At 69.4% G+C, this 18,923-nt stretch carries 20 protein-coding genes; 12 read left to right on the plus strand and 8 right to left on the minus strand.

Going from position 1 to position 18,923, the window contains the following annotated elements; genetic code table 11:
- Positions 1-4 precede the first annotated feature (4 nt).
- Positions 5-445, minus strand: a complete 441-nt coding sequence (locus tag SMIR_RS04550; RefSeq protein ID WP_235613867.1) for an XRE family transcriptional regulator — start codon at positions 443-445, stop codon at positions 5-7.
- 883 nt (positions 446-1,328) lie between these two features.
- Between SMIR_RS04550 and SMIR_RS04555 the strand changes: the two genes are divergently transcribed.
- From SMIR_RS04555 to SMIR_RS04585, 7 genes are all read left to right on the plus strand, one after another.
- The gene (locus SMIR_RS04555; protein WP_212726574.1) at positions 1,329-2,219 is read left to right on the plus strand and encodes a helix-turn-helix domain-containing protein; all 891 of its coding nucleotides are present in this window, start codon (positions 1,329-1,331) and stop codon (positions 2,217-2,219) included.
- Positions 2,220-2,226: 7 nt separating this feature from the next.
- The gene (locus SMIR_RS04560) at positions 2,227-2,943 is read left to right on the plus strand and encodes a zinc finger domain-containing protein (protein WP_212726575.1); all 717 of its coding nucleotides are present in this window, start codon (positions 2,227-2,229) and stop codon (positions 2,941-2,943) included.
- Between the two features lie 160 nt (positions 2,944-3,103).
- Complete coding sequence (locus SMIR_RS04565) at positions 3,104-3,745, plus strand: WhiB family transcriptional regulator (RefSeq protein WP_212726576.1); 642 nt, start codon at positions 3,104-3,106, stop codon at positions 3,743-3,745.
- Positions 3,742-5,382 (plus strand): hypothetical protein, encoded by a 1,641-nt coding sequence (locus SMIR_RS04570; RefSeq protein ID WP_212726577.1) that lies wholly within the window; start codon positions 3,742-3,744, stop codon positions 5,380-5,382. The genes SMIR_RS04565 and SMIR_RS04570 overlap by 4 nt, the downstream gene beginning before the upstream one ends.
- The gene (locus SMIR_RS04575; RefSeq protein WP_212726578.1) at positions 5,379-5,570 is read left to right on the plus strand and encodes a hypothetical protein; all 192 of its coding nucleotides are present in this window, start codon (positions 5,379-5,381) and stop codon (positions 5,568-5,570) included. The genes SMIR_RS04570 and SMIR_RS04575 overlap by 4 nt, the downstream gene beginning before the upstream one ends.
- Before the next feature lie 86 nt (positions 5,571-5,656).
- Complete coding sequence (locus SMIR_RS04580; RefSeq protein ID WP_212726579.1) at positions 5,657-5,893, plus strand: hypothetical protein; 237 nt, start codon at positions 5,657-5,659, stop codon at positions 5,891-5,893.
- A 140-nt stretch (positions 5,894-6,033) separates the two neighbouring features.
- Positions 6,034-6,522 carry a plasmid mobilization protein gene (locus SMIR_RS04585; RefSeq protein WP_249938353.1) on the plus strand — a complete coding sequence of 163 codons (489 nt, stop codon included), beginning with the start codon at positions 6,034-6,036 and terminating at the stop codon, positions 6,520-6,522.
- A gap of 9 nt (positions 6,523-6,531) precedes the next feature.
- Here the strand turns inward: SMIR_RS04585 and SMIR_RS04590 are convergent, their stop codons facing one another.
- On the minus strand, positions 6,532-7,080 hold the full coding sequence (locus tag SMIR_RS04590) for a hypothetical protein (RefSeq protein WP_212726581.1): 549 nt from the start codon (positions 7,078-7,080) through the stop codon (positions 6,532-6,534).
- Positions 7,081-7,098: 18 nt separating this feature from the next.
- On the opposite strand from SMIR_RS04590, the gene SMIR_RS04595 reads away from it, so the two are divergent.
- The gene (locus SMIR_RS04595) at positions 7,099-8,832 is read left to right on the plus strand and encodes a relaxase/mobilization nuclease domain-containing protein (RefSeq protein WP_212726582.1); all 1,734 of its coding nucleotides are present in this window, start codon (positions 7,099-7,101) and stop codon (positions 8,830-8,832) included.
- A gap of 31 nt (positions 8,833-8,863) precedes the next feature.
- On the opposite strand, the gene SMIR_RS04600 is transcribed toward SMIR_RS04595, so the two are convergent.
- Positions 8,864-9,679, minus strand: a complete 816-nt coding sequence (locus tag SMIR_RS04600; RefSeq protein WP_212726583.1) for an SDR family oxidoreductase — start codon at positions 9,677-9,679, stop codon at positions 8,864-8,866.
- Positions 9,680-9,874: 195 nt separating this feature from the next.
- Between SMIR_RS04600 and SMIR_RS04605 the strand changes: the two genes are divergently transcribed.
- Both SMIR_RS04605 and SMIR_RS04610 read left to right on the plus strand, forming a co-directional pair.
- The gene (locus SMIR_RS04605) at positions 9,875-10,318 is read left to right on the plus strand and encodes a hypothetical protein (protein ID WP_212726584.1); all 444 of its coding nucleotides are present in this window, start codon (positions 9,875-9,877) and stop codon (positions 10,316-10,318) included.
- Positions 10,319-10,397: 79 nt separating this feature from the next.
- The gene (locus SMIR_RS04610; protein WP_212726585.1) at positions 10,398-11,093 is read left to right on the plus strand and encodes a hypothetical protein; all 696 of its coding nucleotides are present in this window, start codon (positions 10,398-10,400) and stop codon (positions 11,091-11,093) included.
- A gap of 614 nt (positions 11,094-11,707) precedes the next feature.
- On the opposite strand, the gene SMIR_RS04615 is transcribed toward SMIR_RS04610, so the two are convergent.
- The 5 genes from SMIR_RS04615 to SMIR_RS04635 form a co-directional block, all read right to left on the minus strand.
- Positions 11,708-12,529 (minus strand): SPDY domain-containing protein, encoded by an 822-nt coding sequence (locus SMIR_RS04615; RefSeq protein ID WP_212726586.1) that lies wholly within the window; start codon positions 12,527-12,529, stop codon positions 11,708-11,710.
- Between the two features lie 15 nt (positions 12,530-12,544).
- The gene (locus tag SMIR_RS04620) at positions 12,545-12,835 is read right to left on the minus strand and encodes a hypothetical protein (RefSeq protein ID WP_212726587.1); all 291 of its coding nucleotides are present in this window, start codon (positions 12,833-12,835) and stop codon (positions 12,545-12,547) included.
- Between the two features lie 108 nt (positions 12,836-12,943).
- Positions 12,944-13,297, minus strand: a complete 354-nt coding sequence (locus SMIR_RS04625; RefSeq protein WP_212726588.1) for an SPDY domain-containing protein — start codon at positions 13,295-13,297, stop codon at positions 12,944-12,946.
- 492 nt (positions 13,298-13,789) lie between these two features.
- On the minus strand, positions 13,790-14,560 hold the full coding sequence (locus tag SMIR_RS04630) for a hypothetical protein (protein ID WP_212726589.1): 771 nt from the start codon (positions 14,558-14,560) through the stop codon (positions 13,790-13,792).
- Between the two features lie 198 nt (positions 14,561-14,758).
- Positions 14,759-14,926, minus strand: coding sequence for a GIY-YIG nuclease family protein (locus tag SMIR_RS04635; protein WP_212726590.1), 168 nt, complete (start codon positions 14,924-14,926; stop codon positions 14,759-14,761).
- Positions 14,927-15,180: 254 nt separating this feature from the next.
- On the opposite strand from SMIR_RS04635, the gene SMIR_RS04640 reads away from it, so the two are divergent.
- Both SMIR_RS04640 and SMIR_RS04645 read left to right on the plus strand, forming a co-directional pair.
- On the plus strand, positions 15,181-17,112 hold the full coding sequence (locus SMIR_RS04640) for an AAA family ATPase (RefSeq protein WP_212726591.1): 1,932 nt from the start codon (positions 15,181-15,183) through the stop codon (positions 17,110-17,112).
- A gap of 194 nt (positions 17,113-17,306) precedes the next feature.
- Entirely contained in the window at positions 17,307-18,830 is a 1,524-nt protein-coding gene (locus SMIR_RS04645; protein ID WP_249938354.1) for a gamma-glutamyltransferase, read from the plus strand.
- The last annotated feature ends 93 nt before the right edge of the window (positions 18,831-18,923 follow it).

The raw sequence follows: 18,923 nt of genomic DNA on the forward strand, positions 1-18,923 counted from the left end.
TCGGCTAGTTGGAGGGCGGAAGCCCCTCCATCTTTCGCACGCCGTCCACGAGACCGAGAACCGCGTCCTTCCCGTCCGCCGAGACATCGGAGAGGCGAAGAAGAACGTTTTTGATCTTCGAATCGCGGAGCAATTCCAGCAACTTCAGCTCCTGCGCAGTCTTTTCGGCGACTTCATCGTCGAACCAGTAGGCGGCAGGAACACCGAAAAACGTTGCGAGCGCTTCGAGATGACGCATCGTCGGATTATCGCGGCGTCCGGTGCGCAGCATCCACAGATAGGTGGACGTCACCGTTTCAAGCCCTCGCGCGGCCATCAGCTCGGCCACCTCGGCATTGCTGTACGGGCCGCGATCAGGCGGGTGCACCACGTCAAACAGGCGGTTGAGCCGCTCGCTGAGCTTCCGCGCGCGCGGACTCATCGGCTCCTTTGTCAACTCTTTCATGATCCTTTCCGGGACGCGGGTTCATTCGGGTTGAGCCACTGTACTCCACCATTAACACCAGTTGACGCACCGATCCTGAATATGGATAGTTCTTTCTCACCAGCACGTTTCCGCGTTTACGCGCGCCTCCTCGGTCGGCCCGTTCGTGCTTACCGGCAGAGGCGCACTGGCCGACGTGACGCGTGCCATATTCACCCGGCGACATGCGTCGCGTCTGGGGCTGCAGGGTGTTTTTGATCTTCGAGCGGAAGGTGCAGGGGCGGCGGTGGGAGCACTCAATCCACTTCGCAATGGCAGTGCGGCCAATTCCGCGCGCCCATTCTATTTCGGACATTCTGGCGCACTTCGCAAGTTCCGGGCAACCGTGACCATGGACCACCCGAAGGCTTTGCCGCAGACCGCGCCGCCAACCGCGAGCGATTACGAGAGCTTTTCGCGTCGTCACGCTCTGCGACTAGTACAGAGATTAAGAACCAACTCTGGATCTTGACACGGGTCCGTGCGTATGTTCGTCGTCCCCGGGCAGCCCGCCCGGCGCCACGAACATGAGGAGCACGGCAGGTACCGACCAGACCGTGTAGGTCCACATACAGCGGCGGCGCCCGAGAGCGGTAACTCCCGGACGCCGAACGCTCAGCGGCATAACCCGCCCCGGCAAGGGCGGAGATTGCCCACCATCACCACGCTGATCCCTTCCACGGGGCGCTTCAGCATGGCAACACTGCAAAGGGGATTCTTGCATGCCTCCTGCCCTGCGCAAAAGGCCAAACTGCCTGGCCTGCGCGGCAGCCGCCTCCGTCTCGGTGCCTTCCCGACCCGGGCTGGAGAACACCACCCCGGCCTCGGCAAACCGTCGGCCCCGCCTCGAGAGCGGGAGCAGCCGATGAGCAGCGATGCCCGCGAGTGGGTGTGGGAGCACAGCTCCAGCCGGGGAACCGCACGCCTGGTCCTGCTGTCGATCGCCGACCGGGTGACCGACGAGCAGTGCGTCTCCTGGGCCTCCCTGACCAGCCTGGCCAAGCGCACGCGCGCCTCTGTATCCACGGTGCGCGAAGCCATCAGCCGACTCGTCGACGACGGTGAGCTGGAGCAGCTCGACGACCTCACCGGCCCACAGCGCAGCACGGTCTACCGCCTGCCCCTCGCCGCCAAGGCCGTCGCGCAGGCCCCGCGAGAGCAGCAGGAGGACAGCGACGCCGCGTCGCCCGACGAGTCCGAGGCCGCCTTGACACTCCGGATCTCGGCCCTGCGACGGTGCGGAATCCGCCCGCGAGAGGTACCGGAATCCCCCGCGAGGGTCCGGAAACCGGCAGTACCGGAAACCGGCAGGTCCCGACGGAAACCGGCACCTCGACGTACCGGAAACCGGCACAGCGATGTACCGGAAACCGGCACACAGAACCGTAGTGAACCGGAATTGAACCGTAGGTACAGCAGTGGTGGTGCCGCCGTCACCTCGGCTGCCGAGTGGCAGGTCGACCCAGCCACCCACGCCTGGACCCGCCAGCAGGGACACCTCGACCGCCTCGGCGAGGAGGGCCTGCAGGCAGCCGATGCGAAGTGGCGTGCCCACCGCGCCGACTTCAAGCCGCGGACCGCGGCTGCCTGGGCTGCCGACTGGCGCTCCTGGGTCGCCCGGGAGCACGCCCCGGGCCGCCCGAATCTCTACGCCGTGCCCGGCCAGCGCCCCGCTCAGCCGGGCGGCATGACGCGGGCCGAGGCCCACACCGCCGCCCTCCTCGCCGCCCTCGAAGAGCCGACCGGAACGGAGTAGCCACACCGTGGACCGCCGCGAAACCGCAGCCCTGCTGGCCTACATCGGCCGACTCGACCCCCGCACCATCCGCACCGACCAGGGCGAGGCCCGCGACCAGCTCGCCCAGTGGCACGAGCTGCTCGGCGACGTGCCGATGGCGACCCCGCACGGCTGGGACGCCCGTGTCGCCGCCCGCCAGCACATCCGCACCTCGCCGTACCAGATCCTGCCCGCGGACGTGGCCCGTCCCTGGGAGAGCTACCGGCGCGACCGCCTGGCCCGGCACTCCGACCCGACGCCGTCCGCCGATCCGGACGACCAGGCCGCCTGGACCGCCGAGCTGGTCGGCACGCGCCGCGCCGTCGCCGCCGGCCTCGCGGAGCCTGCACAGGCCCGCGCGATCACCAGCGGTCGCGACGAGAACGACCCGCGGCTGGAGGCGATGCTGCGGGAGATCGGCTCCTGCATACCGCCCGCCGCCCGAGCCGCCCTCGCTCCCTACCGGCCCGCCCGAGCAGCGCGCGAGGCGGCCATCGCCCAGGGACAGCCCGACGCCCTCAGCGTCCGCTGCGAGTGGTGCAAGGCCCAGCCCGGCGAGCCCTGTCGCCGACGGCGGATCGGCCCCGACGACGGGGTACGCGCAACCGCCCTGCGCGCCACCCCGCACCCCGGCCGCCTCGACCTCGCAGCCGCCCAGCAGGCACAGCAGACCGAGCAGGCCCAGCAGCCCGCCATGGCCTGACCGGCGCATCCGGCGCGTGCATCCCGTCCGCTGCACCGCCACAACATCACCGTCCCGCACCGGCTGCGGCGCACGCCCTCGCGCCGCAGCCGGCACCCGACGCCGCGCCCGCCGAGCACCGCCCCGGCCAGCCGACGCGGCAGCACATCGGAGACCCCCCTTGCGCCACATCACCACCCACGACGCGCCGACCACCGGCCTGCGCGCCGTCGGCGACACCAGCTGGCACACCCGCGGAGGGTGTCACGGCATGGACGTCGAGGACGCCGACGCCGTGTTCTTCCCCGGGCCCCGGGACCACGAAGAGATCGCGGAGGCGAAGGAGCTGTGCGGCTGGTGCCCCGTACGCCGCGAGTGCCTGGACTTCGCCCTTGAGAACGTCCTCAAGGAGGGAATCTGGGGCGGACTCACCGAAGCCGAGCGGCGCCCGCTGCACGACGGCCTGCACCAGCGCCTGGACTACCGGCGCGTGACCGCCTTCTTCCAGGGACGCGACGTGCACCTGACCGAGGCCGAGCGGCAGGTCGTCATCGACCACGCCTACGTCCGGGGCTGGCGACCCGACCGGCTCGCCGCCGCCCTGCAGATCAGCCACAAGCACGCCCGAGACCTGCTCCGGCAAGCCGCCAACAAGGTCCTCGACCGCGACCGCACCTATGGCGTGCCCCGCCCCAAGAAGAAGCGGAAGAAGACCTCCAAGGCAGCGAGCACCCCTACGCCCGCCGCTCCCGGCACTCAGCAGCCGACAGCCCGCCCGGCAGCGTCGACCACGGCGCCCGCCCCTCTCGGAAAGGCCGCATGACCCACCCCGTCCTCGGCTTCGGTGCCGCTTCGGACCTCCCGCTCCCTCTCGCCGCCGTCGTGCCTGCTGCCCTCGCGCTCGTGCTGACCGCCTGGACCATCCGGCGCCGGGGAACCCGCCCGCAGAAACGTCTCGGCGGCCCGGCGGTCAAGGTCGCCGCCGTTGCCGCCCTCGGCTGTACCGCCTACAGCGCCGACACGAGCTGGCGCTTCGCCGCCGACTACCTCGACATGGCCGGCACCGCCGAGCGGGCCGGCATGTTCGCCGCCGCCGAACTCGCCCTGTTCGCCACCGCGCTCATGGCCCGGCAGAACCTGGCCACCCAGGGCGCCCCCGGTCTGCCGGGCACCCTGGTCTGGGTGATCACCGGAGTGCAGGTGATCCCCGCCTACGCCGAGAGCGGCCCTGTCGGCGGCACGGTCCGCGCCTTCGTCGGGCCGGTCATGGCAGCGATGCTGTGGCACCTCGCCATGGGCATCGAACTGCGCCTACGCACCCCCGGCGCCGCCTCCCACGGACTGATCGCCGTCCTGGGCCGGGAGGCACGCGAGCGGCTCCTGTCCCGCCTCGGCATCGCCGCGCGAGACCGCGACGCAGCACAGATCACCCGGGATCGGGCCACCGCCCGCGCAGTCGCCCTCGCCGCCCGCCTCGCCGAGCGCACGCCCGAGCAGCAGCGAAACCGTAACGGTCGACGGCTGACACGGCGCCTGTCGAAGGCGGTCGGCAGGGCCTCGGTCGGCACCGACCCCCTCCAGCGCGCACAGCTACTCGACCAGCTCGCCGCACGTCGGCACGCCCTCGCGCTCGCCACGGTCCCGCTTCCCTCTCCCTGGTCCCCGGCGCACAGCCCCACAACGGCAGCAACCGTCCCCTCACAGCCAACGCCGAATGTGCCGGTCCGCGTCCACGATCTCCACGGTCCCGACGAGTCAGACTCGGACCGGGGACCGGGCGGCCCGCGGGGACCGGTCCCCGAAATCGCGGACTGGAAGGCATCGGCAGACGCGGGGACCGGAGGTGACGAAACGGGGACCGTCGTGGGGACCAAGGCACCGGAAAATGGCCCGGTCCCGGGGACCGGTCCCGCCAATCCGGAGACCGCGGAGGGGGACGCCGCAGGCGCGGGGACCAGCCGCAGCACGCGAGAAGCCCCTGCTCAGGGCCCCGATTCGCGTCGGGGACCGAGCGCCGTCGATTCAGGGACCGAGACCACCGGGGACCGGGGACCGACCGACACCGAGTCCGGGACCGAGACCACCGCGGACCGGGGACCGACCGACACCGAGTCCGGGACCGAGATCACCGCGGACCGGGGACACAAGGTCCCCCTCCGCCGGAAGACGACCACGAAGCCCCGGACGAAGAACAAGGGGAAGCGTGCCCGGTCCCGCTCCCCGCAGACGCAGCGCCCGGTACGCGAGCTGGACGAGTCGGAGCGCCAGCTTGTCCGGGAGGTCCGCCCCCACGTCCCCGCCCTGCTCGCACGGGACGGCAACGAAGCGATCACCCGGGTGCAGCTGCGGGAAATCATCCGCCGCGAGGGCCTGATGGGGGTCGGGAACGACCGAATCACCTTCGTCCTCCGAGAACTGCGGAGCGACGACATCACGACGACAAGGAGCACCGCCCGATGAAGACCTGCCACCAGTTCGACACCACCCGCGCGGAGTACGAGCGAGAGATCGGATTCATGCTCGCTCACTCCGAGCGGCACGCGGGCAGGCCGGCGGCGAAGTCCAGCGCGAAGCAGGCTGCCTCGACGAAGCAGCGGATGGCGCGCGCGCTCAACAGCCACGTCGGGCGCTGCCCCGAGTGCGGCTGAACCGACAAAACCCCAGCTCAAAGCCCCTATCCGTAACGGGTGGCCCGGCTCCGTGCCGGGCCACCGCCCCGCTTAGGAGGTACGCCGTGTTTCCGCGTCCCCCTCGTTCGTCCGAGCCCACCGTCGCCGAGGCCAGCGCCTGGGCGGACGTCCTGGTCCGCCAGCGACTCCTGCACGCTGCCGTCCTCACGCCGACCGGCCAGTGGCTCGTCCAGGACCACCCCGACGGACCCGTCCGCGTCCTTGCGGGCCCCGCCGATCTCCTCGCGCTGGCCGCGACCATCCAGCACCACACCCGCTCCACGAGGCCCGAATCCCGATGACGAACGCACCCAAGAACGGCACCACCCCGGAACCTGATCCCGACTCCAACTCGGTCTCGGGGCGAGCAAGTTATCGGCCAAGCTACTCTTCCCCGTCGGGGAAGGCAGCCTGGCCATCTCCCGCCCCTGGGGTGGCGGGAGTGGTCCAGCACCGGGGGGCGCTGGACCGTCAGGCGGCGACCGAGGGCGGATCGCAGCCAGGGGTGGAGGAGCAGCCGCGAAGCAGCGCGAGCGCCGCATCAGCATTCACCGCGCGTAAGCGCTCCCCTCAGAAGAACAAGCGAGCACGCGTCTGCAACATCCGTCTCAGTGACGACGAGTGGAGTCGTCTGACCACCGCAGCACGCGCTTCGCGCAAGAGCCTGCCCGCCTACCTCGTGCGCGCCGGTCTCGCCGCCGCCGACGACGCCGAGAACACCGCTGCGGTCATCGCGGGCCACCGAGACCTGATAGCCGAGCTGTTCGCCGCGCGCCGTCATCTCGGGCAGGTCGGCAACAACTTGAACCAGGTCGCCCGTGCCATCAACAGCGGCGGACAGCCGCCGGAACTCGACGCCGTCGTTTCGGCCGTTCAGCGAGCGGTCGCTCGCGTGCAGACGGTCACCGACCGGCTGCTGGAACCGGATTGACCGAGCGGCTCAGGACCACGAGGCACTGCCGGCCAGCAGGCTTCGGATGTCGCGGCGAACCGCTTCCTGGAACCGGTCGCGCAATGTCCCGACCTCGTCCTTCAGGGCGAGGAGCGCTGGGGTGTCCTGTGCGTCCGCGGTGGTCACGTAGTCGCTCGCGCGTCGCAGACCTCGAAAGATCTCGTCTGCTGCCCGAACGACGTCGAGCGGAGCCAGGACATGGATCCGCTGCCGCGTGGCACCGAGATTGAAGCCGACGAACGCAGTTACAACCGCCGTCTCGCGTTCCTCGACTGCCGTGGTCTGCAGCACGCGCAGCAGGTCCCTGCCCGTGTCTTCCGTCGCGACCAGGTACTCGGCGTACAGCTGCGTACGCAGTTCCAGCAGGCGCGTGACCGCCTCCCGGCGCCAACGCCGCCGGTCCGCCAGCGCCGTCGCGCCGGCCCCCAGCAGAACTCCAAGCAGCGCGGCCAGCGGTGATATCCAGCTCATCCGTGAGCACTTCCCGCGCCGCGCGCGTGGAACGCGCGCTTCCCACTGCCCATTCTCGTTGATCAACCGGTCGAGGACAGCAGCATGATTCCCCGGATCCAAAAGCGCGGCCAGCGCACCATCGGTCTCCTGTATTACCTCTACGGGCCGGGCAAGTATGAGGAGCACACCGACCCGCACCTCGTCGCCTCTTGGGATCACAACGCTCCCGACCCCGGACGGGACGCCACCGCGACCCTCAAGCAGCTCCAGCAGCTCCTGGACCAGCCCGTCGAGAACATCGACCAGGCGCAACGCCCGAAGAAGCACGTGTGGCACCTGTCCGTACGCAACGGTGGCGAGGACCGGATCCTGACGGACGAGGAATGGGGCGACGTGGCCCGCCGCATGGTCGCCGCCGCCGGGATCGACGACCCCGAGGCGGGAGCGGGTTGCCGGTGGGCGGCCGTGCGGCACGCCGACGACCACATCCACATCGTCGCGACCCTCGTCCGCGAAGACGGGTACAAACCCGACCTCGACAACGACGCCCACCGCGTCCAGGCCCAGGCCCGCGCCCTCGAAGCAGAGCTGAGCCTGCGCCGCCTCAACAAGGGTGACGGCACCTCGGCGAAGCGCCCCACCAGCGCCGAGCGACACAAGGCCCAGCGCCAGGGCCGCGAGCGCACCGCGCGGGAGGAACTGCGCGAGACCGTACGCCGAGCGGTGACCGGCGCTCGAAGCGAAGCGGAGTTCTTCGACCGCCTCGCCGCCGCCGGCCTCCTGATCCGCACGCGCGAAGCCCCCTCCGGCGACCTGCTCGGATACAAGGTCGCTCTGCTGGACGACCACAACAAGGACGGCGAGCCCGTGTTCTACCCCGGAGTGCGCCTGGCCCCGGACCTGTCCCTGCCACGGATCCGTGAGCGCTGGTCCGCCGACCAGACCCCATCCACACATGCTCCCGGCCGTGCCAGTGCGGCCAACCCGGCTGCCGCACGCCGGAAAACAGCGTCGGCCGCCTGGAAGGCGATCACCATCGTCGAGCACGGTGACGACGCGGTCGCCGCCGCCCACATCGCTGCGGCCGGCGAAGTCCTGGACGCCCTCGCGAAGACGTCCGCCGCACACACCCGCCGCGAACTACGGGACGCCGCCTTCGCGTTCGAGCGGGCCTCCCGCTCCCACGTACGTGCCGAGCGCGGGCACGACCGCGCCCTGCGGCAGGCCGCCCGCGACCTCGTCCACGGCGGTCCCGCACTCGGCCGGGGCGAGGACGGAGCGAGCACCGCAATGGCGATCGACATGCTGTTCTTCCTCATCACCGCGACCAAGCACTGGCACGCCAAGAAGGGACACGCGCAGCAGGCTGCTGCCGCCCGTGAGGCAGCCGAGCACCTTCGCGCCGCCTACGAACAAGCCGCCGCCCAGCCCCTCGGCGTGCTCTACCAGCACGGCCGGCGCCTGAACCGACCGGCGCTTCAGCGACAGACGGTGGTGCTGCGCGAGGCGCTGCCGACCTTGGCCAAGCAGATCCTCGCCGAGCCCGGCTGGTACGCCCTGGCCGCGACCATCGTGGAAGCCGAAGCCGCCGGCCACGACCCGGCCACTCTCCTGTCCGACGCAGTGGAGCGTCGCGAACTCGACACCGCGGAATCGGTCAGCGACGTACTGGTGTGGCGGATACGGCGGATGGCCGATCTGGCAGCCGACGCTACCGGGATGCCGATGCCGGAGAACAGCACGGCAAAGAGCCCGACGACCGCGCGCCCGGCGGCGGCCCGCACCACCGCCTCTGGCCGCCGTTTCGGTGAAGAGGCGCCGGGCAATACACGATGAGCCCCGCCGCAGGTGCGACTGCGCTTGTACGTCAGAGGAACTCGTGGACGCCGCGCAATCTGGTGCGCAGCTTGACCTGGGTTGCACGGCTGTCGAGTCGGACGTCGAGTGCGCCGGGAAGCGCGGTGGCTACCCGAAGGCCCTCCGGCAGACGGCAAGCGTCGAGCCCGTCGCGCTGGGCGATGAGAAGTCCAAGGCCGTGACGACTCACGGCGTCGGGACCTGCAAGGTGGTGGATGCCGCGCGCGTCGGTGGAGGCCAGCTCCAGCAGTGCGGCGGCGAGGTCACCGACATGCACCGGGCAGCGGATGTCGTCGGTGAACAGGGATCCGGTTCGGCAGCCGGTCGCGAGGTCGTGTACAAGGCGTACATGCTCGGACTGGATGCCGCCGATGATCAGTGAGGTACGGGCGATGGCGGCGTCCGGGGCCAGAAGCCGGATGCCGGTCTCCGCCGCGGCCTTCGCCGCGCCGTACGGGGTGACGGGATCGGGGAGGCAGGATTCGTCGTAGTGGACGCGGGTGCCGGAGAACACGGCGTCACTGCTTACGTGAACGAGGCGGCAGTTGTGCTTCGCGACGGTCATCGCCAGGCGGACGGGACCTTCGGCCGTGACTGCCCAGTTGGCGCTGCCGCTGCTCGCGTTGATGACCAGGCAGGGGGCAAGCGAGGCGACGACCTCTTCGACACGGTCGCCGTCCCGCAGGTCCAGGTCGTACCAAGTGGCCTCCCGACTGCTGCCCGGCCTGGTCGCGAAGGTCGCGGCGGTGAGATACCCGGCGGCAGCTGCCTGGCGGACCAACTCGGTGCCCAGGAACCCGCTGCCGCCAACGATGAGGACAGTCATGGCATGCCACGGTAGACGGTCCTCACATCGCTGGAAGCGCCTCGCCCAGAGCGGGCCCCGGCCCCAGGAAGCGAGGAAACACCTTACGACCTGCCCGAAAGTGACTGTGGACTTTGTGAATTGAAACCGCCGGGGGCGTGGGGCACGATCATGAAGCGCGCAGGACGAGATGACGAGGTAGAGGAGGACGCCAGGGTGTTTCACCGGAGACGCCGCCGGGCCAAGGAGCCGAGCGAAGGGCAGAGGCAGTTCGCCGAGCTGCACGCGCAGCTGCAGGGCCAGGTTCCGCCCGGCTTCGGAGTGCCGGCGCCTGAGCCGGAGCCCGCCGAGCCGGCCGCCGTCGTGGACGACTTCCTTCCGCCGGAACTGCGGGTACCGAGCCACGACCAGGTCGACGGCAAGATGATGCCCTGGGCGCAGCCGCTCGTCCTCGACGGCGAGATGGTCGCCTGTGCCGAGTGCGGCGCGTATCGGGACTGGCTCATCCTCTCGACCCGCGGTGAGATCTGGCTGCGCTGCCGGGCAGGCCATCAGCAGCAGGAGACCCGCATCGACACCGCCTGGTACAACCGGCACTCCGGGCCGGCGGACGCGACGCACGCCACGTTCGAGGACTGCCTGCGCCACCTCGGGCACTGACCACCACCCCTACGCCCCCACCGGGCCCGCGGGCCTGCACTGACCACCCGTCGCCTAGCACCAAGGGGTCAGTTCCGTCATGCGCGTTCGCGTCGCCACCACCGCCCTCGGTATCACCGCCGCCCTCCTCGCCCTGCCCGCCTGCTCCCCCGACACCACCGGAGACAAGCACAAGACCCCCTCCGCCGCCCGGGCGAAAAAGCCGTCCGGTGGCGTCCAGGTGACGGCCGCGCTCTCCTCGGCCGCGCTCGCGTCCCGCCTGCTCGACCCGAGCGACCTCGGCAACGGCTACCTGCCCAAGCCGGAGAGTCCCGCCCAGCACGACGACGTCACCGTCATCGGCTGCCCGGCCCTGAGCGGACTGGGCGGCGACGCGGCGACCGGCGGCACGCTCGCCTTCCCGCACAAGGCGAAGGCGGACTTCACCTACGGCAACAGCTCCTCGGAGATCTCCGAGGAGCTGTACAGCGACAGCGCGAAGAAGCTCTCCGACGGCATCGACCGGATCTTCGACGCCATGACCGGCTGCCCCACCTATCAAGTCGTCGCGGGCGGCACCCCGGTCGACGTGACCTCGCAGAAGCTGTCCGCACCCCACGCCGGCGGTGACGAGCAGTGGAGCCAGCTCCTGACGTTCACCGCCGGGGGACGGAGCACCGTGGTCAAGCAGACCGCGATCCGCGACGGGAGCCTGCTGCTGGTCGTCTCCGGCTCCCCGGCCCTCGTCGACCGCCACCTCGACAAGGCCCTCGCCAAGGCCACGGCGACGAGCTGACCTGCGTGCACGTCACGCTGCTGCCTCCGACCACCACAGGTCGGGGGCAGCAGTGCGTTACGGACTGACACGTGGAGCAGCGCGAGCGGCTTGGCCTGGCACCCAGGCTCGGACCTGGCCGGGCTGTACGTAGAGCACGTTCGGGTTGTGACTGCGCGGCCCGTAGCCGCTGGAGGCGTCGACGAGCAGGTACGCGCCCGGGGAAACGTGCCAGTTCCAGAACCAGGCATCCTGCTGCCGCCCGGTGTCGCACCAGGTCACGACAACTTTGGAGCCACGGCGGCCGTGCTGGTAGACCCGTGAAACCTGGAGGAGCTGCCCCTGCCCGGAGCTTCAGTGCTGCTGGAATGCCTACCACTGCGCCGCGAGGGCGGCTGTGCGCTGGCGCCGTGAACGGACCACCAACGCGATCATCACGGCGATGATGAGAACGCTGACCAGAAAGACGCCGAGGCTGGGGTGCATCGCCGCATCCTGCATCGTTCCATCAACGGGCGGCCATTCTTCCTCGGCGTCGAAGACCGAACGGCCACTTCACCCGAGAAGCAAGAAAGTCCGGCACCCCCAACTGGGAGGGTGCCGGACTGCGATCGTCGAGAGATACGAGCGGGACGTTAGATGGCCGGCGCGCGCAGGAGGCGCTCCCGGGTGGCCTCGGGCAGTACCCGCCGCAGGACCGGCGCGGTCGAGCTGAGGGACGCGGCGAACGCGGCGACGAGATCGTGCGGGACGCTGGCGGCGAACGATGCCGCCCACAGACACGGTGCGCCCAGCGCGGGCTCGGCCCACGCCTGCCATCCGACCGGTTCCGTGTCGTCGGCCTCGGCGGACAGGGTCCGCAGGTCGGCGTCCTGGATGAGGGGCGGGACCTCGCCGAGGCTGATGTGCGAGGTGAACGTCGGGTCCGTCGCCGCCGCCTGGGGCTGGTCGATATCGCGGAACCATCCGTGAGCGGCGACAGCATCAAGGACCACCTCGGATCCGGCGAGCGACACGGCAGGCTGCTCGCTTGCGTCGAGCGCGACGAGGAAGTCGACCACCGCCTCCCCGGGGACGTCGCGGGTGAAGTAGGCCGACCACTGGGCGAGCGGGCTGCTCGCCTCGGCTCGGGCGGAGACCTGCCAGGCGATCGGCAGCTCGCCCAGGTGGAACGGCTCGTCCGCCAGGCCCCACTGGGCCCAGCGCAGGGCGTCGGGGCTGATGTGCAGGACGGTGCTGCGCAGGACCTGGCGGTCCTCCGGGGCCTCGTCCGGCTCATGCCGTCCGCGGACGATCGTCAGGCTCGTCCAGCCCAGGCCGGCGAGCGTGTCGGCGACGACGTCGAATAGGCGCCCATCATCACCGGCCAGATGCCGGGGACCGACCCAGAACGCGGGCTGCCCGCCGCGCGGAGTGGACGAGTCGAGCGAGAAGTCGGGGTACAGGGGCGCCTCCAAGGGCTCGATGCGGGTCTAGTTGCCGCCAGCACGGCGGCGGGGGCGGCGCGGGGGCGCCTGAACGGGGCCCTGCCACGTCAGGGCGACGGCGACCTCGGGCGGCAAGTGGCCGAGCTGTGCGTCCTCGTCGCGCCCTTCGGCGAGGTAGACGACGGTCCGGCCGGTCTCGTCCACGGACTGCACGACCTGCGCCAAGCGGTGGGCCATCGGAAAGAACGGATTCATGGCCTGGCGGACCGGAGCACTCCGGTCGAAGCCCGACAGCAGGTCGATGAGATCGCCGACGGTCATCTCCGGGGACGTCACGAACAGCCTCCTGGGGTACGGGGAAACGGGGAGCAGTGGAAACGGTCAGCGGCCGGCAGACAGCCGACCGCTCGCAGGGCGAGGGCTGTCTGTCGGTGTCCCGCGCTGTCATAGGAGGCGTGAGGTCTCCAGCACGCGCGCCACGGCGGCGGCGACGATGTCGGCCGGCGTCTCGGTGTCGAACGACAGGTGGTACCCGCGCACCTTGGCCGTGCCGGTGACGGCGATCTTCCATCCCTCGCCGTCCGTGCCGGGGCGGCCGAGCGGGAACCAGCCGAGGTAGAACCGGCCGTCCTTGGAACTGACGTGCACGTCCGCGCGGTCATCCACAATCAGGTGGAAGTCCTCCGCGGAGAACTGGTCCATGACCAGCGTGGGCTGGCCGGGACCTAGCTGCCACTCGCGCAGCCGCAGGGCTTCGACGGTGGTGGAGAAACCGGGACCAACAGACGCTACGGTCACGGGCAATCACCTCTCTGACCTGGGGTTTCTTGCAAGGTCGTCTACGTTGACATGCCCTCACGCACGTTGGCCAGTCTTTCCGCGGTCTTTCCTGTCTGCCCCCGGCGAACTTGTGGTCTGTCCCATTGTGGGATCTCACATCCCGTGTCATTTTCTCCGGCGCAGTCTCATGCCGATGTCATATCGCAGGTCAGCGGCTCGTATCGAACACGAGAGCTGAGGAAATGACACGGAAGCTGAGACAACCGACCGATGACACGACGTGAGACGCCAGACAAAACCGCAGGTCAGATGCCCCGTCGCGGCGGAGTCGGCAATTGACAGGTGGGGATGGACGATTGGCAGGCATCGCGAGCGCCACGGGCGGGTTCTCCCGCTTTTAGTCGCGCTTGCACTGCCGGGCAGTGACCGGGGCGACGACCAGACAACAGGCCGACTTCAATTCGCGGCTGAGGCCCGCCCCCTCAACGGGCCAAGGAAGCCGTACGGGAATCAGGGGTTCGTGACGCGCGGTTGCCGAGGGACGGCCTGAGTGAGATCGGCCAACAGGGCCGATGGGATGACCGTGTTGGCGCCGGACCTGCCGCTCGTCGCTTCGGTCATAAGAGCCGCGTCCAAGGCGGCGGCGGCTTGCGCTGCGAGCTGCACACCGTCAAGGGGCTTGCGCTTCGTCTGTTCTTTGGCCTTGGCGCGCTGGTCCTCCGTGTTGCCCCTGACCAGCTGGGCGTACCCAATGAGGCACATCCCGAGAGAGGTGAAGGCAAGGAGATAGGCACTCGTGACGGCGGCCTGCGTGAAGTATGTGCGGGCGAAGGTCTCGATGTCGTCCACTGGTAGGCGGGACAGGACGATGTCCCGAGTCAGTTTGTCGAACCCAAAAGGGCCCCAGAGCCCGTAGCCCACGATGGCGAGTGTGGGCAGCTTCCGTACGGGCCAGATGTCCCGCGTAAACACGCGCAGCCCGAGGAACGCGGCGATGGGCATCGCGACGACCGTCAGCACGGCGAGGAGGAACAGGTTGGGCCAGCCGCCGAGGGCTGCTAACCCTGCCTTCCCCGCTACAGCACGCCGCGCGTGCCGGATGGCGGCGGACTCGTACATGAACGCCATCAGACGGTTCATGTCCTCATCGGCGTTGCGCCGCCGCTTGATCAGCACTACCTCTCGGCCGTTGCCGCCGCTCTCCTCCTGCTCGGGCTCCGGGCGGATGACACCGAGGACGACGTCCCTGACGATGCCTGCCAGCCGTTCCGGCGTGACCAAGTGCTCGCCGCGCTCAGTGCGTACACCGGAACGCCTTGGTGCTGTGCGTGTGTTGGGGCGGCCAGGCTGCGATGTGGGACTGGAGTACTGGTGGACAGCCGCGGGAATCGCGCCGACCGGCTCCAGGCCACCAAAGTCGAACCACTCGCCCTCGCGTCGATAGTCGGCAAATGCCTGGTGCAGTAGGGCCTCCAGCTCTCAGCCACCGAGCGTGTACCACAGCACTTCGAGACGATCGGGGTTGCCGGTCTGTAGTTCCTTGAGCCCCTTCTTCGGGCTGACGCTAGTGCCGATCTTGACGCGGGTCGATCCGGCGGAGCCGATCACGTACACATAGGAGTCGCCGCCCGGCGTGGAAGAGGTCACGGTCTCGACTGTACGGGGGCCCACTGACATGCCATGGCCCTTGCGGGACTGTGCTTGGAGGCTTGCGGGGTGCGGGGCCCGGCACCGGAGTCCCGGCGAGTGGCGTAGCGCGTCAGTCGATCCTCAAGGCCGCAAGTCGGCAGGCCCATCAAACCAGGATCCGGCGTGTCAGTCTTCCTGATCTGGCGAGAAGCAGCTGGCCTTCGCAGATTCTGGAAGGATCGTCGCCAGCAGCCAATGGACGGGGGCACAGGGTGAAGATCAGCAGGATCACGGCACAGGGCTTCTTGTCCTTCGCCGAGCTGAGCATGGACCTGGGACAGGGTCTAACCGTGGTCACCGGCCCCAACGCTGCGGGCAAGTCGAACCTGGGCCAAGTACTCTCCGCTGTATCCGCGTTCCTGGGCCGCTACCGCGACTCGGAGCAGCGCGATCTGCTCGCCCTGTACGAGCAGGCCGGCCACCACGGGGCTTCCGCCTTCACGTTGACGGTCTCCTTCGAACTGGACCAGCCGTGGGAACAGGACCTGGTCACTACGTTCGTGAAAGCCTCTTACATCAGCATCGCCGCTCAGAAGCACGACGGGATGGGCCCCAGCACCGAAGAATTGGAGCAGGCCGCTGAGACCAGCATTTCCACCGACTCAGTGGCCGCGCTGTTCCACGGCACACTCCGGTTGGACTTCGACTCCCACCAGCACACTGGTTGGTCCTGCGCCTGGCAGTTCAACCACGGCGAGGACACCTACCACATCCAGCTGGACGGACCATGGCGGGAGCAGCTCCGCCCTGGAGCTGCCCAGGGCTGGAAGACCACGGCCATGGAACGGGTACTAACACCCGAGCCTGAACTGGTGGAATTCGAAGCCCTCCTGGATGGGCTTGACCAGCCGGTCATGTTCAACGTACCCACGCTCAACGACGGGTCCAGCCCCCGGCCTGTCTCCATGACCGCGCTCGCCCAGGCGATGCAGCTGACCGAGCAGCACTCCGTACCCTTCGTTGCCGTACTCGGAAAGATCTGGGCCGCGGGAGTCACGGTGACTGCCAATCGGCGGGTGCCCGCGCGCCGACACTTCTCTCTCGATGAACTTAAGGGCCCCCTTGACCTGAGCGACGGCAGCCGCATCCCGGCCGAGTTGTACAGGCTGAAGAACGGTGCGCGGGAACAGCGTGAGAGCTTCCGCAGAGCCCAGGAAATGTTTCGCACCATCACCGGGGCCCACCTGGACGTGCAGGCATCGGCCGAGTCGGACGGGATGGCCATCGACGTCGTGATCGACGCCGGTCACGGTGAACGCCGTGCTGAGTTCAGCGGAGCAGGACTGCAGGAGGCCATCCTGCTGGCGGCCCTGACAACGGGTGGACCCGGCCGCATCATCGTCCTGGACGAACCGGCGGTCCATTTGCATCCGACCATGCAGCGACGGATCACCATAACCGCCCTGCGTGATGTACAAGCCCTCCTGATCACCCACAGCGCGGACCTCGTCCCGGTGACTACGACGGCCGACCTCAAGCGCATCGTTCGCCTAGCCCCGGGGCCAGGCGGAGCGACTACGGTTAGACGCACTTCGGCAACGACTGCTTCACACCTAGCCGGCTGGATCCAGAACCTGGCCGCTGCCGACACCAGGGCCCTGCTCTTCGCCCGTGCCGTGATCCTATGCGAGGGCGCGTCGGAAACCGGCGCCCTGGGCCATTGGTGGAACACAGCCACCGAGCGAGGGCCGGAGTCGGCCAACGTCCCGCTGCTGGACGTCGGAGGCCAGAACAACTTCGGCGGCTACATCAACTACCTCACCGCCTTCGGCATCCCCTGGGCCGTCATCGCCGACGGGCCAGCTCTGCGCGGCACCAGCGCACTCGCCAAGCAACTTGCCAAGCAACGACTTCGGCCTTCCAACCCGCCTGGTGACACCGACGACTTCACCGCCTGGACCGACTACTGGAGGACCGCAGGCGTGTTTTCTCTCGCCGACCAGTTTGGCGACGACGGCAGCAAGTCGGGCGAACTGGAGGCTTACCTGCGGCGCCTGGACCCCCAGATCCTCGACCAAGCCCAGAAGGACACCACCAGCAAACCGCGGGTGGGTGCCCTCTTTGCTACCCGCTACCCCCACGGAACGCCGCCGGCGGTTGCTGCCCTGTACAAGGACGTGGCCGCGTATCTGAGGCTCGACTGACGCCTCCGCGTGCACTCGAGCCTTCCCTGCCGCTGGGGGCTGATGAGAGCTTTGCCGTCGTGCTGCCGACTCAGCTAAATGTCTCCAAGACGTGAGTGGAGCAGGAATCCGCGGACGCATTCCCCACCTCGGTCCCAGAAAAGGCTCGATCCCCGGCGGTGGGCGCGGTCTGGGCCCGTGCCAGAGTGATCCGCATGATCCCCGCACACGTTTCCGACGGGCCACCGCTTACCTACACCGACAGCTTCGACATACCGGTCCTGTTCCGAAGTGGGCCTGCGAAGAAGCCTCGGAGGCAGTGGCGGACGGCCAAGCACAAGGCGTGGACCGGATCGGACGGGTTTCTGGCGGCCGACGGCTGGTACGCCCCGACCACCACATGGCGGGAGATCATCAAGGCAGCCACCGAAGTCGGCCGCGACGTCACCCCGCACCTGCAGAACCAGCCGCGCTACGCACACGGGGAACTCGTCGCCCGGGTCTCCCCGCTGTACGCCTACCTCGGCGCCCACCCCGTCGAGCCCCGCCATCCCGTACCGGGCGCCAAGGGCCGGCGCCTGACCTGGAACCCGGTGTACGCGCACGGCACCGAGCGCAGCGCGAAGAGTGCCGCCAGCTACCGGTTGGGCATGACGATGACCGAGTGGGCCTGCCGCTCGCTGCTGGGCCTCGGCCAGACCGAGCACCTCGAACTCGGCGGCCCCATCCCCGCTCTGCTCAACACGTTCAAGGATCCGAAGAAGAAGCTGCCCGATCTGTGGGGGCGCCACGAGGCAGAGGAGCTGTACTGGCTGATCGAGGCCAAGGGCGGCGACGTGGGTCTCGGCACGCTCCGTAAGGGGTGGGCGCAGCTGGCGGCCGGCAGCAAGGTCCTCGGTGCGTACGCGCACCGCACCGTCTTGGTCGGGGCGTCCGTACGGCCCGGTGACGATCTCTTCCTTACCATCGACCACGAGCTGCACCCCGGCCAGCCGCCCCTCACCCCTGCCGGGTCCGACACCGACGACGAAGCGGCGGGCCCGGGCAACCTGGAAGACCACCTCGGCGACAGCGACGACGCGCTCATCGGCGCGGCCCGCGCCCAGATGCTCGCCTACCTGGCGCTGCGCTCAGCTCCCACCTCGCAGTTGCGCACCGTGCCCGTTCCCGCCGACCGTGCTTCCCGTCACCGGCGTTCCGGGCTGACCACGCCCCTGGAAGACGATGGCCTCACTCTCGCCATGCGGGCCGACGCCCGCGGAGCAGCGACCGACGCGGAACAGCACACCCTGCGCGCCGGAATCCGCTCCATGGGCCTAGACGACTTCCTCAGCTGCCGCATCCCCGGAACCGAGGTCCACCTCGGCATGTCCCGGAAGTTGTTCGCCGCCTGCGAGCGTCTCCACGAGGAAGACCTCGCGATCGCCCGGCGCACCCCAGGACTGCGCGCCGAGGACCAGCCGGCGGCCGACCTGGAACTCAGCGACGGAGCCCAGGAAGAACAGCGACTCACGCAGCGGCGCATCTTCCGCGAACAGCAGGAGGAAGCCCGCCCACGGCTGCGTCCCCTGCTCCGCGACGCCTATGAGCGGGGTGCGGCAAGCGACTGGAGTGACCTGCTGCGCCGTCCCCAGGAGCCGGAACTCGATCTGGAGGGCGACGAGGGTCTCCTCGAAGCGGCGACGCCGGAAACATACCTGGCCGTCAGCCGCTACGACCTGCCCCCCGCACGCGCCTAGTCCGCCTGGGGCGGCGGCCGGGTCGAGGACTAGGCCGGGGAGAGGCTGCCGCTGTGACTGAGCGCCGCAGGTGGCCGGGGTGGCCAACTGCGG

Origin of the sequence: Streptomyces mirabilis (genome assembly GCF_018310535.1) — a bacterium.
Lineage (GTDB): Bacteria > Actinomycetota > Actinomycetes > Streptomycetales > Streptomycetaceae > Streptomyces.